Annotated in this window: 17 protein-coding genes; 10 read left to right on the plus strand and 7 right to left on the minus strand. The window is 63.0% G+C overall.

The features are described from left to right. Nucleotides 1-2: 2 nt before the first annotated feature. Nucleotides 3-620 carry a TetR/AcrR family transcriptional regulator gene (locus A8G00_RS10715; RefSeq protein WP_103000647.1) on the minus strand — a complete coding sequence of 206 codons (618 nt, stop codon included), beginning with the start codon at nucleotides 618-620 and terminating at the stop codon, nucleotides 3-5. A 118-nt stretch (nucleotides 621-738) separates the two neighbouring features. Here A8G00_RS10715 and A8G00_RS10720 point away from each other — a divergent pair, with 118 nt between their 5' ends. Continuing rightward, nucleotides 739-1,491, plus strand: a complete 753-nt coding sequence (locus tag A8G00_RS10720) for an SDR family NAD(P)-dependent oxidoreductase (protein WP_103000648.1) — start codon at nucleotides 739-741, stop codon at nucleotides 1,489-1,491. A 13-nt stretch (nucleotides 1,492-1,504) separates the two neighbouring features. On the opposite strand, the gene A8G00_RS10725 is transcribed toward A8G00_RS10720, so the two are convergent. After that, nucleotides 1,505-2,194: a carboxymuconolactone decarboxylase family protein gene (locus tag A8G00_RS10725; protein ID WP_103000658.1), complete on the minus strand. Its 690-nt coding sequence runs from the start codon at nucleotides 2,192-2,194 to the stop codon at nucleotides 1,505-1,507. A 169-nt stretch (nucleotides 2,195-2,363) separates the two neighbouring features. Between A8G00_RS10725 and A8G00_RS10730 the strand changes: the two genes are divergently transcribed. From A8G00_RS10730 to A8G00_RS10760, 7 genes are all read left to right on the plus strand, one after another. Then, the gene (locus tag A8G00_RS10730; RefSeq protein WP_044660516.1) at nucleotides 2,364-3,251 is read left to right on the plus strand and encodes an SDR family NAD(P)-dependent oxidoreductase; all 888 of its coding nucleotides are present in this window, start codon (nucleotides 2,364-2,366) and stop codon (nucleotides 3,249-3,251) included. Further along, nucleotides 3,248-4,000 carry an SDR family NAD(P)-dependent oxidoreductase gene (locus tag A8G00_RS10735; RefSeq protein ID WP_025547936.1) on the plus strand — a complete coding sequence of 251 codons (753 nt, stop codon included), beginning with the start codon at nucleotides 3,248-3,250 and terminating at the stop codon, nucleotides 3,998-4,000. Before A8G00_RS10730 ends, A8G00_RS10735 begins: the two co-directional genes overlap by 4 nt. Next, nucleotides 3,997-5,157, plus strand: a complete 1,161-nt coding sequence (locus A8G00_RS10740) for an acyl-CoA dehydrogenase family protein (protein WP_103000649.1) — start codon at nucleotides 3,997-3,999, stop codon at nucleotides 5,155-5,157. The genes A8G00_RS10735 and A8G00_RS10740 overlap by 4 nt, the downstream gene beginning before the upstream one ends. Continuing rightward, entirely contained in the window at nucleotides 5,154-6,593 is a 1,440-nt protein-coding gene (locus A8G00_RS10745; RefSeq protein WP_103000650.1) for a DUF1254 domain-containing protein, read from the plus strand. The genes A8G00_RS10740 and A8G00_RS10745 overlap by 4 nt, the downstream gene beginning before the upstream one ends. Continuing rightward, a complete protein-coding gene (locus A8G00_RS10750; RefSeq protein ID WP_103000651.1) occupies nucleotides 6,590-7,660 on the plus strand; it encodes a phosphotransferase family protein in 1,071 nt (356 codons plus the stop codon). The genes A8G00_RS10745 and A8G00_RS10750 overlap by 4 nt, the downstream gene beginning before the upstream one ends. Then, nucleotides 7,657-8,439 (plus strand): enoyl-CoA hydratase/isomerase family protein, encoded by a 783-nt coding sequence (locus A8G00_RS10755; protein WP_103000652.1) that lies wholly within the window; start codon nucleotides 7,657-7,659, stop codon nucleotides 8,437-8,439. Before A8G00_RS10750 ends, A8G00_RS10755 begins: the two co-directional genes overlap by 4 nt. A gap of 74 nt (nucleotides 8,440-8,513) precedes the next feature. Further along, a complete protein-coding gene (locus A8G00_RS10760) occupies nucleotides 8,514-9,269 on the plus strand; it encodes a DUF2889 domain-containing protein (RefSeq protein WP_103000653.1) in 756 nt (251 codons plus the stop codon). Between the two features lie 13 nt (nucleotides 9,270-9,282). On the opposite strand, the gene A8G00_RS10765 is transcribed toward A8G00_RS10760, so the two are convergent. Together A8G00_RS10765 and A8G00_RS25885 are read right to left on the minus strand one after the other, a co-directional pair. Beyond that, on the minus strand, nucleotides 9,283-9,489 hold the full coding sequence (locus A8G00_RS10765; RefSeq protein WP_103000654.1) for a hypothetical protein: 207 nt from the start codon (nucleotides 9,487-9,489) through the stop codon (nucleotides 9,283-9,285). After that, the gene (locus A8G00_RS25885) at nucleotides 9,471-9,566 is read right to left on the minus strand and encodes a hypothetical protein (protein WP_367379448.1); all 96 of its coding nucleotides are present in this window, start codon (nucleotides 9,564-9,566) and stop codon (nucleotides 9,471-9,473) included. The genes A8G00_RS10765 and A8G00_RS25885 overlap by 19 nt, the downstream gene beginning before the upstream one ends. Nucleotides 9,567-10,180: 614 nt before the next feature. Between A8G00_RS25885 and A8G00_RS10770 the strand changes: the two genes are divergently transcribed. Together A8G00_RS10770 and A8G00_RS25470 are read left to right on the plus strand one after the other, a co-directional pair. Beyond that, entirely contained in the window at nucleotides 10,181-11,746 is a 1,566-nt protein-coding gene (locus tag A8G00_RS10770) for a Fic family protein (RefSeq protein ID WP_253257964.1), read from the plus strand. Nucleotides 11,747-12,050: 304 nt separating this feature from the next. Continuing rightward, entirely contained in the window at nucleotides 12,051-12,245 is a 195-nt protein-coding gene (locus A8G00_RS25470) for a hypothetical protein (protein ID WP_216365610.1), read from the plus strand. 158 nt (nucleotides 12,246-12,403) lie between these two features. On the opposite strand, the gene A8G00_RS10780 is transcribed toward A8G00_RS25470, so the two are convergent. From A8G00_RS10780 to A8G00_RS25475, 3 genes are all read right to left on the minus strand, one after another. After that, the gene (locus A8G00_RS10780) at nucleotides 12,404-13,315 is read right to left on the minus strand and encodes an autoinducer binding domain-containing protein (protein WP_301182308.1); all 912 of its coding nucleotides are present in this window, start codon (nucleotides 13,313-13,315) and stop codon (nucleotides 12,404-12,406) included. Between the two features lie 218 nt (nucleotides 13,316-13,533). Then, entirely contained in the window at nucleotides 13,534-13,962 is a 429-nt protein-coding gene (locus tag A8G00_RS10785; protein WP_103000655.1) for a MaoC/PaaZ C-terminal domain-containing protein, read from the minus strand. Next, nucleotides 13,955-14,690 (minus strand): MaoC family dehydratase N-terminal domain-containing protein (locus tag A8G00_RS25475; RefSeq protein ID WP_216365611.1); only part of this gene is annotated, 736 nt, incomplete at its 5' end. The genes A8G00_RS25475 and A8G00_RS10785, both read right to left, overlap by 8 nt.

Raw genomic sequence — 14,690 nt, forward strand, 5'->3', positions numbered from 1 at the left:
GATCAGCGGCCCTTCAGGCTCAGCCCCTCGAAAAAGGGCTGGCAGATCGCGTCGGCGACGTCCTTGGGCGGTCTGCGCTTGGCCAGGGGAGGATACCATTTATAGGCCCAGTTGCACATGCCGAGGAAGCCCAAGGTGGTGAGTCCCGGGTCGCACGGGCGGAAATGGCCGTTCGCGATCCCCTGTTCGATGATGCCGCGCACCCGCTGCAGATAGGCGTTGCGCTGCGCCCGGATATGGTCGCGCATCTTGCCTTCCAGATCTTCATAATGGTCCATGAACGCCCGGACATAACCCGGATGCTCCGCGATCTGCCGCAGTATGTCGATGCATGCCGCGCGCAGGCGGCCCAGCGGATCGTCCGACCCCCCTTCCTCGTCGAGACCCGCCAGAAGCGCGCTCATATGGGCGTCGTGCATCGCGAAGAGGATGGCGTTCTTGCTGGGAAAATAATGGTAGAGCGTCGGCTTGCCGAGGCCCACCTCATCCGCCAGCATCTGCATCGACGCCTTGTGATATCCCACCCGGTCGAACAGCGTCGCGCAATGCCTCAATATCTCGTTGCGCTTCTCGTCATGCGCCTCGGTCGTCTGCCGTTTCTTTGTTGCTTCTCGCGCCATCGCCGGCTCTGTTCCCTGTTCTGCGTCCTACCTCTCACAAAGGTAAGTCGACCGTCTGGTCGGTTCCTCCTAGGGATGGCGGCTGGATGAAAAGAATGCAAGCGCGAGGGAGCGGACGATGCAAGTTGAGGGCAAGACAGCGCTGGTCACCGGAGCGAGTTCGGGTTTGGGCCGGCATTTCGCTCGCCTGCTGGCGCGGGAAGGGGCGACGGTCGTGATAGCGGCGCGCCGAGTCGACGCGCTCTCGGCGCTCTCCGGTGAGATTGGGCGACAAGGCGGCGCATGCATTCCCGTCGCCATGGATGTGACCGATCCGGACGCGGTCGCGGCGGCCTTCCGGCAAATCGAGCGCGACCTTGCGGCGCCTCTCTCCATCCTCGTCAACAATGCAGGCGTAGCCCACATGCGTGCGGCGCTCGATCTCAGCGCGACCGAATGGTCGCAGGTGCTCCAGCCCAATCTGACCGGCGCCTTCCTCGTGGCCCAGCAGGCGGCGCGCATGATGCGGGGCGAAGGCGGGACGATCGTCAACGTCGCCTCGATCCTGGGGGAACGCGTGTCCAAGGGGCTGGCCGCCTATGCCGCCAGCAAGGCCGGCCTCATCCAGTTGACGAAGGCGCTTGCGCTGGAATGGGCGGCGTTCGACATCCGGGTCAACGCGCTCGCGCCCGGCTATATCGAGACGGACCTCAACCGCGACTTCTTCGCATCCGACGCAGGTCAGCGGCTCATCTCGCGCATCCCGCAGAAGCGACTGGGCCAGATGCAGGATCTGGACGGGCCGCTCCTGCTGCTATGTTCCGATCAGTCGCGCTACATGACGGGCGCGGTCATCGCGGTGGATGGCGGGCACCTCGTCAGCGGTCTTTAAGGACGGACGACCCTCACGCATCCATCGCGGTCGCGCCGATGACCCAGGCGGACAGGCCGGCGGTCGGCACGGCGCAGATCACCGCTTCGGCCACTGCTTCCTCGCTGGCGCCGGCGGTGCGCGCGCCCTTCATGTGAACGGACGCCCATGAACTATAATCGGCGACGAGGACGGTGACGAGCAGCAGTTCCGCATGGACGGGCCCCAGCGCCGTCCCCGACAAAGTCCCCTCGCGCATGAGATAATAGGCGTCGGCGCCAAGGGGCTTGACCTCGAACAGCTTGCCCAGCGAAGGGGGCATGGTGCCGAAATATTGAAGGAAATTGGCCTGCGCCGCGCCATCTTCCACCGCCATGTCGTCGTCGGGCCAATCGGGATCGACGGCTTCGGGGTAGATTTCCCGGAAAAGATCATGGAAGCGCAGCGACGCCCCCTCGCCGCGCACGCTTGCCAGGATTGCGATCGCCGCGCCGGCCTCCGCCTCGGTGAGACCGGCCGCGCGGGCTTCCGCCAGTTCCCGCGTCGCAAGTTCCCGATAGCCCTTCATCGTGGCGGCGCAGGCGACGAACAATCGCTTCATCCGGGCGGGGACAGCGCCATCGGTATCGATGATCGCGCGCCAGCGGCGAAATCCCGCGACGGTCTTCGGGGCGTCGCGACGCAGGCGGCCAAGGCTGGCGAGCGGGGGCAGAAGATCAGTCATCGTCTCTCCGATAATGCGTGGACCGTCCGGTCGGTTGAACATGGCTATGCCGCTTCGCGATCCGGGTCAACTTCTGATAAGGAGTTGACGTCCGACCGGACGGTCGACTACATCGCACGCTTATACAGGGCCGATCCCGGTTCGGCCGATGCGAGAGGAGCATGCCCGGATGAGGGACTTCAAGGGCAGGACGGCAGTCATTACGGGGGCCGGCAGCGGCATCGGCGCGGCGCTCGCGCATCTTGCCGCGCGGGAGGGGATGAAGCTGGTCCTCGCCGACATCAATCTTGCCGACCTTGAAGCAGTGGCCGGCACCATCGACAGCGCGGCCATCGCGCTCCACAGAACCGACGTGGCCGATCCGGAGGCGGTACAGGCTCTGGCCGACCTCGCATGGTCGCGCTTCGGCGAGGTATCCCTGCTGTGCAACAATGCCGGCGTCGTCCCCGGCGGCCGCCACCGGCTTGTCTGGGAATATGGGCTGGAGGACTGGCGCTGGGCCTTCGGGGTCAACATGGAGGGCGTGGTCAACGGCATCCGCAGCTTCGTGCCCCGGATGCTGGCCGAGGGACGGCCGGGACATATTCTCAACACCGCGTCCGTGGCCGGCTTCGTGAGCGGCGAAGGCTCCGCCGTCTATGGCGCGTCCAAACATGCCGTCGTCCGCATCACCGAAGCGCTCTATGCCGGCCTGCGTGAACGGAACGCCCCGATCGGCGTCACGATGCTGTGTCCCGGCCTGGTCGCAACCCGCATTTACGAGGCCGAACGATCCCGCCCTGCCCATCTGCGATCCAGTGATGGGCAGCCGGCGGAAGCCGCCGAGTTCCAGTCGATTTCGGACAATCTGTTCCAGAATGCCCCATCGCCTGAGGAAGTCGCCGCGCAGGCGTTCGACGGCATCCGGAATGACCGGTTCTACGTCTTTACCACGACCCGTTACGATCCGGTGATCGCGCAGCGGACGCAATCGATCCTTGCGCGGGAAAATCCGCTATTCGACAGCCTGATTTCGCTCAGCAAGGGCAAGGCTGACGCAGAAGAGGAAAGATCGTGAGCAGGCTTCAGGCGCGGATCGCGCTCATCACCGGCGCCGCTTCGGGCATCGGGCTCGCCACCGCACGGCGCTTCGCGACGGAGAGCGCGACACTCATCCTGGCGGACCGCAATGGAGATGCCCTGTCGGATGCGGCCAAGTCCCTGCCGGGCGACGGCCATGAGGTCGCCGTCATGGACGTCACCGATGAACAGGCATGGGTCGCGCTGGCGGATCGGATACGAACACGGTTCGGCACGCTCGACATCCTCGTGAACAATGCCGGGTTCGGCAAGTTCGCGTCGATTGCGGACACGACCTTGGCGCAATGGCGCTCGATCATCGCCGTCAATCTCGACAGCGTTTTCCTGGGCACCAAATATATGATGCCGCTGCTCGCCGCCTCCGGCCGGGGCGCGATCGTCAACATGTCCTCCATTCGGGGCATCGTGGCCGGGGCGGGCACCGGCTCCTACAGCGCGGCGAAGGGGGGTGTCCGGATGTTCACCAAGGCGACCGCCCTCGAATGCGCTGCCGCCGGCAACGGCGTGCGGGCGAACTCCATTCACCCCGGTCACATCGCGACGCCGCTGACCGCGCCTGCCTATGCCGATGCGGAAACAGCCAGGAGCCTGCTGGCGGATGTCCCGCTCGGCCGGATCGGGGAAGCGGAGGAGATAGCGGATGGAATCCTGTTCCTGGCAAGCGACGAGTCCCGCTACATGACAGGCGCCGAACTTGTCATCGATGGGGGGAGCACCGCGCAATGACCGAGCGAGCGAACAGCATCGCCTCGAAGGTGGAAGCCTTCGTCCGGACCGTGGTCATTCCCTATGAAAAGGACAGTCGCCTCGGCTTCCATGGCCCGGAAGATGCGCTCGTCGCGGAGCTGCGCGCAAAAGCACGCGAAGCAGGCGTGCTTACCCCGCATATCCTGCCTGACGGATCGCATCTGACGCAGCGGGAAACGGCCATCGTCCTCATCAGGTCGGGCCTGTCGCCGCTCGGCCCCCTCGCCTGCAACACCGCCGCGCCTGACGAAGGCAATATGTATCTGCTCGGAAAGGTCGGCAGCGCCGAACAGAAGACGCGATTTCTCGCCCCCCTGGTGAGGGGCGAGGCGCGCTCCGCCTTCTTCATGACCGAGCCTGCCGAAACCGGCGGCGCGGGGTCGGATCCGTCGATGATGCAGACGACCTGCCGGCTCGACGGCAATCATTGGGTCATCAACGGCCGCAAGAAGTTCATCACCGGGGCGGAAGGGGCGCGCGTGGGCATCGTCATGGCCCGGTCGGATGAGGGCGCCTGCATGTTCCTTGTCGACCTGCCCGACCCGGCGATCCGGACGGTGCGCGTGATCGACACGATCGACAGTTCGATGCCCGGCGGGCATGCGGAAGTCGACATCGTCGATCTGCGCGTTCCGGCGGACCAGATGCTGGGCGCGAGCGGAGAAGGCTTCGCCTATGCGCAGATACGCCTCAGCCCTGCCCGCCTGTCCCACTGCATGCGCTGGCTCGGCCTCGCGACGCGCGCGCAGGAAATCGCCACCGACTATGCCTGCCGCCGCCACGCCTTCGGCAAGCCGCTGGTCGACCATGAGGGCGTGGGCTTCATGCTCGCGGACAATCTGATCGACCTGAAGCAGGCCGAACGCATGATCGACTGGTGCGCGGGGGTCCTCGACACGGGTTCGCTCGGCACGGCGGAAAGCTCCATGGCGAAGGTCGCGGTGTCGGACGCGCTGTTCCGCGTCGCCGACCGCTGCGTTCAGGTGATGGGCGGGACAGGAGTGTCCGGCGACACCATCGTCGAGCAGGCGTTCCGGGAAATCCGCGCCTTCCGCATCTACGACGGCCCGACCGAGGTCCATAAGTGGAGCCTGGCCAAGAAGATCAAGCGCGACTGGAAGGCAGCGCAGGGATGAACGCTGGCCGATGGATGCCGGCCATGCGGCCGATGCTGGTCCTCCTGCCGATCCTTATGTCGACCGTTGGGCATGCCGAGCCAGCAAACTTCGCCGCGCCGGAAGCGCCCACTTCGCAAGCCGGATATGGCGAGGACCTGCTGCCCAGGGACGAGAAGGACCGCGCCACCCTGCTCCGGACCGTCGCATTCGACGCGACCGTCTATGGCATGGCTGCCTATCTGCATTATGAGCAACTCTATCGGCAGGTGTTCGACCGGAGTTCCAGCAGCTATACCGGATTCAACCGCTTCGCGCATGAGAGGAACCTGGCGGGACCGGACTATGCCACCTTCAAGGTGCCCAATACGGACACGCTTTACTCCACGGCCTGGATCGACCTGAGCAAGGGGCCGGTCGAAATCGACATCCCGGCCACGCAGCTCAAATATTTCACGCTCAACATCTTCGACATTTTCGGCAATCCCAGCAATCTCAGCAATCGCACGATAGGCGTCAAAGGCGGCCGCTTCCTGCTGGTGCCGCGCGGCTGGCGCGGCATCCCGCCCGCCGGGGTCACGGTCTATCCAGCCGCCACGACCCAGCTATGGATCCTGATGCGCGCCTTCGCCCAGTCCGACGCCGAAGTCCGGACTGCGCGTGCCTTTCAGGATGCGGTCCGGATCATCGCTCCGGAAGGCGAAGGGACGGCGGACTCTGATGGCGACACATCGCCACCACCACCCGCCTCTGGCGCCATCGGCTATTTCCGGGCGCTCGACTATCTGCTTCGGGCCAATGGCTGGCAGCCGGGCGAGGAGGCGCTTGTGTCGCGATTCCGGCCGCTCGGCATAGCGGGCGACCGCCCGTTCAACCCTGACAGGCTGACCCCGGCCATGCGAGCCGCGATCGAAAGCGGTTATGCGGAGGCGCTGGACATGCTCACACGCACCAAGTCGCAATTGGGCGAACCCACCGGCACGGGCTGGATGAAGGTCAACAAGGGCGTTTACGGTTTCAATTATCTGCGCCGGTCCGTCATCAACATGGCCGGCCTCGGCGCGAATGTGCGGGAGGAAAATGCGTCCTACACCACCTTCGCAGGCGGCGATGGATCGGCGCTGGACGGCGCGTCGTCACGCTACATGCTGCGGCTGCAAAGGCCTCCGCCCGTCAACAGCTTCTGGTCCGTCACCCTCTACGACGCGAAGACCTTCGCCCTTCATCCCAATCCGCTGCGCCGCTATCTGGTGAGCGACCGGACAAAGGGCCTGAAGGTGCAGAAGGACGGTTCCATCGAAATCCGCATCCAGCATGCCGCATCATCCGATGGAAACTGGCTTCCCGCACCGGCGGGCCCATTTTTCGTGGTGATCCGCGCCTACGGACCGAAGCCAGACATGCTGAACGGCCAATGGCTGCCCCCGCCCATTTCAAGGGAAGGCGATGCACGATGAATGCCCTGGTCGAAGACAATAGCGGCACTGCCGCCGTCCGCCCCGGCTATGAGCTGGATATGGGAGCGCTGGACGCCTGGATGCGCGCCAATGTCGCCGATTATGGCGGGCCGCTCAGGGTCGAGCAGTTCAAGGGCGGGCAGTCCAATCCGACCTACAAGCTGATCACGCCGGGCAAGAGCTACGTCCTGCGCAAGCAACCGCCCGGCCCCCTGCTCAAGGGTGCCCATGCGCTGGACCGGGAGGCGAGAGTGCTCGCCGGCCTCTCCGGGGCAGGATTACCGGTCGCCGCCGTCCATGGCCTGTGCACCGACCCCGCGGTCATCGGCACGATCTTTTACGTCATGGACATGGTGGAGGGCCGCATCTTCTGGGATGCCGCGATCCCCGATGTGTCCCCCGCAGAAAGAGCCGCGCTCTTCGATGCGATGAACGCCACGATCGCCGACCTCCACAGCATCGATCATGTGGCCGCCGGCCTTGCGGACTATGGCCGACCCGGAAACTATTTCGAACGGCAGATCGCGCGCTGGTCCCGCCAATATCTTGAGGACGCGGAGGCGGGCCGCGATCCCTATATGGACAGGTTGGTGGAATGGCTCCCCGCCCACATCCCGCCGGGCGAGGAAACGAGCATCGTCCATGGCGATTTCCGCATCGACAATCTGATCTTCCACCCGACGCAGCCGCGCGTGCTGGCCGTGCTCGACTGGGAGCTTTCGACGCTCGGCCATCCGGGCGCCGACTTCGCCTATCACGCGATGATGTATCGGATGCCGCCGCATATCGTCGCCGGCCTGGGCGGGAGCGACCCCGCCGCGCTCGGCATAGCCGATGAAGAGGCCTATCTCGCCGCCTATTGCAGGCGCCGGGGGTTGGCGGACATGCCGGGCTACGACTTCTATATCGCCTTCAACTTCTTTCGCCTCGCCGCCATCTTCCATGGCATCAAGGGCCGGGTCATCCGCGGCAACGCATCCTCCGCGCAGGCGCGCGAGCGCGTCGCGGTGCTGCCGGAACTCATGCGTCTGGCGTGGCGGCAGGCGGAAAGGGCCGGCGCCCGATGAACAGCCCGGCCATCACGCTCGACATCGAGGACGGCGTCGCCTGGCTGACGCTGGCGCGCCCCGAAAAGCGCAACGCCGTCGATCCTGAATTCGCATTCCGCCTGCATGAACTGGCGGAGCACTGCGCGGCGGACCGGGCCATACGCTGCGTCGTCCTGACCGGAAGCGGCAAATTCTTCTGCGTCGGCGGCGACATCGATGCCTTCTCCGCGACCGGGGAAGATGCCGAAGCGGCGGTCGGTGCCCTCGCGCACAGTTTCCATGCCGGCATTCATCGGCTTGCCACGATGGAAAAGCCTCTGGTCACCGCAATCAACGGCCCCGCGGCCGGGGCGGGGCTCAGCCTTGCGATATTGGGAGATATTGCGCTCGCAGCCGCCTCCGCGCATTTCACTTCGGCCTACAGCGCCGTCGGGCTGACGCCGGATGGCGGCGCATCATGGTGGTTGCCGCGCCTGATCGGGATGCGGTGGGCGCAGGAGATGCTGTTCACCAATCGACGGATCAGGGCGGATGAAGCGGCGCAGTTCGGCCTTGTGACGCGCGTGGTCACCGACGATGCGCTCCGCGCGGAGGCGTCGACCGTCGCGTCGGCGCTCGCGCAGGGGCCGATCCGCGCACTCGCCAGATGTCGCGCCTTGTTGATGGAATCCGCAACCGCCGACCTTTCCGCCCAGCTGGAGCGCGAAGCCGCCTCGATTGCCGAATCGGCCGGTGCGGCGGAGGGGCGGGAAGGAGTCGCCGCCTTCCTGGCGAAGCGACCGCCGCGTTTCATGTAACCCAGGGCGATGGACAAAGCGCGCCGCAAGCCGCATGAACGTCGCAACCATGTCGGCAGGTTCGCGCCCTTGTCATGAGACCTAAGCAACTCAACTTTCCACTCAATCCCGATTACGGGACCGGCGCCACCATTCGCCGTGTATCCCTGCGCGCGCAATCCCATCGGGTCGACGCGCATCTCCTCGACAATTTTCACGAGATGCGCTGTTCCATCGTGCACGACTGCTCGATCGTGACCGCCATTACCGGCGAAAGCGTCCGCATTCCCACCACGGCATGCCCTGCCGCAGTCCACCAGCTTCAGTCCTTGGTGGGCCTGCCGATCAGCACGCCAACCCGCGACTTTTACGCCGGGGGGATTGCACGCCATCATTGCACCCACCTTCTGGACCTGGCGGTCATGGCCATTGGCCATGCTCAAAGACCATCGACGGAGACACTCTATGAAGCGGAGGTCCCTGACGAAGTCGAATTGCCTGTCCCCATGACGATCTGGCGAAATGGTCGGCTGGTCTGTCGCTGGCTCGTCCGGCAGGGCGCGATCCTAGAGCCGCTGGAGCTTCGGGGAAGGCCATTGGGAACAGGCTTTGCCGCATGGGCCAGTCTGGTTTTCGAGCAGGATCAACTTGAAGCCGTCACCATCCTGGCGCGTACCTGGCTCATAGCCATCGGTCGGCGCTACCGCCCCTCACAAGCTGCCGGTCGCCCTGCCCGCGACAATCCGGAGATGCTCGGACGATGTTACGCCTACAGCGCCGGACCAGTGGAAACCGCGGTCATGACCGGAGAGAAGGAGGCTCATCTGCACCGTCTCCAGCGTGAAGCATAGGCACTTTCGATATTCAGGAACCATGGTCGCGACGGCGTAGCGGAAGATGCGCCCAAGGAGGGTCCGCATAGGACGCGCTTTCGTAGCGGCTCGTTGCATCGATGGAGCGCAGGACGGCCACGACCTCCTGCGCCGTGATTTTGGCGACGGGCCTGTTGCCGATCTTGGGATAGGCCTTGTCCAGCAGCCAGCGGATCTTGCTCAATGCGATCTCGACCATGCCCCGAAAGCGAGCGTCCGACCCTTTGCGAGATAGCGATAATTGAGGTGCCAAAACTTCGCGCCGTTGGTCCGCACGAGAAGATAGAGACCGCCGCCACCCGACAGCTTAAGTCTTGGCCTGCGGTTTGGCGTTGGCTAGTTGGTCGCGAACAGGGTGCTCACCGGGGGTATCGTCCTTGCAAAGGACGTAAAACGATACCCTCGGATATACCACCCCTCGTGCCCAATTGGTGCCGTATCTGCCCGGATTTCACCGGACGGTTATAGCTCAAGAAACAACATATTTCAGCCGTTTCTGGGACGCCCCCGGAAGAACAAATGGTGCCAGAAGAGCTTGATCGCTGGGCAACTAAGCGGTTGATTTCGCAATCAAATCATAGACTTGCGAACTCGCCAAAGGCACTAATAGCACGATCTGGATTCGTGGAAAAGGCTGGACGTGAATGGATGGGGGCGGTTCGAGTCCTCTGGGCATTGGGCTGGTTGGAGCTTTGTCCGAAATACGTCTACAAATTTCGGACGGTTGAGCGCGTACCTGGGTCGCTTCGACGGGATGCCTCGTATAGCGGGATTCCGACCATCCAACACAAAAACCTAATTTTCGCTCGACATAATAACCTAAAAGTAGCACAGCACAAAAACCTAATAATCGCGCGACGCCAAAACCTAATGGTTGCGCACCATCGAGGGTGAACGCCGTGGCCACTCCCCAGCAAAAGCTCGCAGACGCGCTCGATACGCTCCGCACGCTTCAGGACCGCAACCTCGTCGCCATCCGCAGCGACGATCTCAGTCGGCCCCAGCGCGAGCTGCTCATGAAACACGGCTTCCTGCAGGAAGTCATGAAGGGCTGGTATATCCCCGCAAGGCCTGATGCGGGTACTGGCGAAAGCACGGCCTGGTATACCTCCTATTGGGGCTTCTGCAGCGCCTACCTGAACGAACGCTTCGGTGAAGACTGGTCCCTCTCTCCCGAACTTTCGATCGCTCTGCAAACGGGGAATCGCACGGTTCCAAAGCAGCTCCTCGTGCGCACGCCGAAAGGCGGCAACAAGCCGACGGCACTGCCCTTGGGCACTTCCTTATTCGACGTCCGTGCGGCGATCCCGACGCCGGAGGATGCCGCGGCACAGGACGGGTTGCGCCTCTTCTCGATTCCCGCTGCCCTCATTGCGAGTGCACCCGGTCTCTACGAAAACAATGCGATCGACGCCCGAGCAGCCTTGGCGACCGTGCGGGACGCGTCCGAATTGCTGGGACGATTGCTCCAAGGAGGCCACAGCGCGATCGCCGGCCGTCTGGCCGGCGCCTTCCGCAACATCGGGCGCGAACGCATTGCCGACGACATTTTGAAGGCGATGCGGTCGGCAGGCTATACCGTGCGCGAGCAGGATCCGTTCGCGACAAAGCTCGAGACTCTCCTGCCGGCGCGTGAGCGCTCCCCCTATGCGGGCCGGATCCGCCTGATATGGCAGAAGATGCGCGGAGCAGTCCTTGAGCGATTCCCACCGCCGCCGGGCCGCCCCGCCGATATCGGCGCCTATCTCAAGCGCGTGCAGGACAGCTACGTCACCGACGCCTACCATTCGCTATCGATCGAGGGCTATCGCGTCAGCCCGGAACTGATCGAGCGCGTCCGCAGCGGCACGTGGAATCCGGAAGCCGACGAGCAGGATCGCGAATATAAGGATGGACTGGCTGCACGCGGCTACTGGCTCGCCTATCAAGCTGTTCTCAAAAGCCTGAATCGCGTCCTGGCCGGCGAGAATCCTGGCCTCGTCGCCGACGAGGAGCACGGCGACTGGTATCGCGAGATGTTCACGCCGAGTGTTACCGCAGGATTGATCAGCGCGAGCGATCTCGCCGGATACCGCAACGGTCAGGTCTATCTGCGCGGCTCGATGCATGTACCGCTCAACTGCGATGCTGTCCGCGATGCGATGCCGGTGTTCTTCGAATTGCTAAGCGAGGAAACCGAGCCTGCGGTCCGCGTCGTCCTCGGCCACTTCATCTTCGTCTACATCCATCCCTATATGGACGGGAATGGAAGAACCGGCCGCTTCCTGATGAACGTCATGCTCGCGGCCGGCGGCTATCCGTGGACGGTCGTGCCAGTCGAGCAGCGTGCCGATTACATGGCGGCGCTTGAAGAGGCCAGCGGTCGGCAGGACATTCGCCCCTTCACGGAGTTCCTGGCGCAATTGCTGGACCGCGAACTGAGGGGGGAAACTGTCGCCCGGCTTCCGAAAGCGTGATTGCCGAAGCCGGTCATAGCGCTTCGAAATATGCACTCGCATTATACCACCGGTATATTCCGAGCATGAATTTCAATGCTTCGAGGCAGACCGGTCCGAAAGAGCAAATACTTGATCGGATGGAACAAGCCGCGCCATTCGGCGCTTGGACGCCGGTCGATTTTCTCGATCTCGGGGCACGTCATGCCGTCGATCAGGCACTCCATCGACTGACGCGCGCCTCAAATCATTAAAACTGGGCAATCTCGTCATCGTGTTCAGGAAAACCGCTCCCAGCAAGCTTTATTGGGTTGGACGACCGGCAATGCGCGTGGTGCAAGCGCTGCACTGGCTGCAGGACGTCGTGCCGCAAGATGGCGAACGCATCCGCGCCCAGCTGCGCATCGTCTTCGGCCATCCCGATCATGGCGCCGCCATCGTTGAGGATCTGCACCGCGGCATGCACACTCTCCCGGCATGGATGCATGACCTTCTGCGCGATATATTGGGCCGCCCGTGAGCGAGATCGATAATGTCGTGCGCCAGAAGGCGGCATTTGGTGCTCAGAAGGTCATCATTGGACCGGGCTAGGCCGTTCGAACCACTCAATTTCTGGACGCTGCTAAACCTGCGTGGACGCTACTGGACGATCGGCAGAAGAGCTTGATCGCTGGGCAGCTAAGCGGTTGATTTCGCAGTCAAATCATAGACTGGCGAAGTCGCCAAAGGCATCACTAGCATACCTTCACCTCGTGGAAAAGACTGGACGGGGATGGACAAGGCGTTGCGCGCTTGATCATGGCCGGAGCTGCCGGCATCGTGCCAAGAGCCGCAACGACGCAAGGATTTCGCGATCGCAAAGTCTCCACGCAACCAGCTTCTTGAGTTCGAGAAGGAAGTCGATGCGGCGCTGGAGGCGATGGCGACGGCGGGGGTGCCGTCGACGGTGCGAGGCGTGAGCGCGAGTGCCCTGGCGATCTCCTTGTTGGAAAGACCCCGACCGGCAAGCACGACGCAATCACGTGGGCGCGGGTGAAGTCGCGGTGAACGCGGGATCGGTGTCGCAGCGCCGACTAACCGCCGCGCGGCCTGAAAGGCGAAAACGCCAATCATTTGAGCCGCGCCAAGATAGATGCTGGAACGGTCAGGCCGTTTCGTACCCGCAAACGTGCAGGATCCTACCGCGTCGCCGAGATGTACAAATGGAACGGTGATCCCCTCGTTCAAACCCTCCCGAGCACCGGAAGCCAAGGTCTCGCGGTCCCGGCGATCGAGCGTCACCATGTCTGACAGGTCTGACCAGAGAAACGCGGTATCAGCATGTAGACATGCGCGCACCACTGGATCGCGACGATATAGCCCCTGTTCGACCAGGCGATCGGTGACCGCGGCGGGATATTGAAACAGACGAACGAGCTTGGCTGCGCCGCCGCTCGAATTGTCGTGATGCGCTAGCGCAAAGTAGCGAAAGCCCATCTCGCGCGAGACGACATCCATCATCGTCGCGAGCGCATCCGTACTCGTCGCAGATCTGAGGGCGCGAACAACCGCGTCGGTAAGCGACAGGCAGGTTATGCGCCGCCATCGCACACGGTCGCTACGAAGAAGCCGGGGTTCGCATTCGTTTTCCCGCGACGCTGGCCAAACTCCTACTTTATATCGCCATACTGAAGCCAATAGAGTTATTGATCGAAGCGCCTTAGCTAGCTAGCGGCACACCAGAACCTCGCACCATTGTCGAGCGCGATCTTGCGCTGGCAGTGCTTACTAAGACAGTCGATCTTCAATCCCGGCCTGTTTTTGTTTGTCTAGTCCATCAGCACGAACGCTAGCCCTTCTAGCGTCAAAGTGCCGCCGTCCGTCATGGTATTAACCGCTATCTGGGCGACCCGACGGCCGTTCTCTTCCAAAATCTCCGTGACCGTGCCTGATGCACGAACAGTCGCGTGTAGCGGAGTGATCGCCGTGAACCGGACGCTCCACCGCAAGAGGCGGGACTGCGGTACCCATCGAGTCAGCAACTGCGCTAGATACGCCATAGACAACATGCCATGCGCGAACACATCGTCCCTGCCGGTTTCCTTGGCAACGTCGCTATCGATATGTACCGGATTATGGTCGTTGGATGCGCCGGCGAACAACGCCAGTGTCGTCCGATCGATCGGACCTTGAACATGCTGCGGCAGCTGGTCGCCGACCTTCCACATTGAAACGTTGGGGAGTGCACCTTCAGTCATGGATCACCACTGCGACTTGGCGCATGGTTACGAGAAGTTCGCCGCTGTCGTTCACTGCGCTTGTTTCCTGAACGATGAACTCCAACGCACCACCTTTCTTGGTGTAAATATCGCTGGTTTGTGTCGTAAGCGTCACGCGATCGCCGGCGTAGATCTGGCCAAAGTAGGCGAACGACTGTTCGCCGTGGAGGACGCGCGTAATGTCCACGCCAATGCCGTTCTCTGCGTCGAACAAGTTTCCCCGCTTAGCTGGCGCGCCTCGCCAGAGCGACAGGAGGAAAGTTGGCGGCGCGGGAATAGCCCGATGCCCGGCAGCGCGCGCGGCATCATCGTCAAAGTAAATCGGATTAGTCTCACCAGTTGCCTTTGCGAAAAAGCAAAGCTGTCCCCGCTCGACATAGGCTACGCAGGGCTCAGATACGACCCCTACATGCTTCCGATCAATTGCCATGATAACGTGCTCCAGTGATACGGCGCGCCTCATTGTGGCCGCCCGCGCGAATTGCTCGAAATTGCAGGTCCCGCTCCGCACACGAAGTCGGTTGGCACGATGTTTTTTTGTGCACAGCCCGTTATTCGCTGACGCCCGCGGCGGGAGCTGTGTGCTGTGCACGGCGGTGACAAACCAGGCCAATGGAGCGCCGGCAAATTGCTGAGCGCGGCGGAGTAAAAACCAGCCATTGGTAAGGTTGCTCTTTTTGGAGCGGCCGGGGATGTTTGCCGTGGAG

Source organism: Sphingobium sp. SA916 (genome assembly GCF_002894065.1).
Taxonomy (GTDB): Bacteria; Pseudomonadota; Alphaproteobacteria; order Sphingomonadales; family Sphingomonadaceae; genus Sphingobium; species Sphingobium fuliginis.